Raw genomic sequence first — 893 nt, forward strand, 5'->3', positions numbered from 1 at the left:
AACAGCAGCGTGATCGAGAACAACGCCAGCCACCACGATTTGAATATGTTCATGGGTACGTCTCCGCTCTGCAACAGATGGCGCCGGTTCAATCGTCGCGCATTGAACTCGGCACAAATGGAATGGCGTTGCTCAGTTGCGTCATGGTCACGTCGGCGAGTGCCTGGTCTTGGGGGTCATAGGAAAAGATCTCGCCAGGTGCCTGGGTGAACGTCGCCCGCAACACCGGCATGAAGCGACCGGTGACCTCAAAGTAATCACGCTGGATGAATCGAGCTCCGCCCTCAGCCCCGCCTTCGTGCTCGGGAGGCCGGTGTGACGGTGTGATGATGGTGATGGCCTCGAAGGGCAACCTTTCCGGTTGATCGTCTGACCAGGCCGCCATGATCAACTCGTTCCAACCGAACGGATCTGTGGCGTCGGGGCGCACCGTGGTCGCCAATTGAAACGGCCCCGGCTCAGTACTGAACGCACAGGTCTGTGTCGGCTTGTCGCCATAGGCGGCTATCCATTTTTCCCGGGTGTCGATACCCAGCTCCTCGCACAGTGCGCGACCCTTGGATCTGCAAATGTCAGCAGAGCCCGAGGTGTCAGCATCGAACGGGTACATGCAACGCACGGTCAGCGGTTGGCTGGCAGGCGCCAAAGACTCGCGCATGACGAACCCTTGGGACTTGAAGGTCTTTTTGATCAAGGCGCCGTCGGTGATGAAGGAGAAAGAAACACCATCACCTATGACCGAAGAAGGGCTCGGACTCCAGGAGTGAAACGCCGGAGAAACATCTGCCGAACGGATCAAAACCCCCGTGCAATTGAACGCTGCCGTACCACCACGGCATTCGGTGATTTTCTCGATGGATCGCTTGTTCAATCGCGCCGCCACCTGATAGCCG

Annotated in this window: 1 pseudogene; it reads right to left on the reverse strand. The window is 58.2% G+C overall.

Annotation, left to right across the window (positions count from 1 at the left end):
• Positions 1-88: 88 nt before the first annotated feature.
• A pseudogene (locus tag ACQ4OE_RS26725) lies at positions 89-893 on the reverse strand (hypothetical protein); the annotation flags it as partial.

This window comes from Pseudomonas sp. WC2 (assembly GCF_050586545.1).
GTDB lineage: Bacteria > Pseudomonadota > Gammaproteobacteria > Pseudomonadales > Pseudomonadaceae > Aquipseudomonas.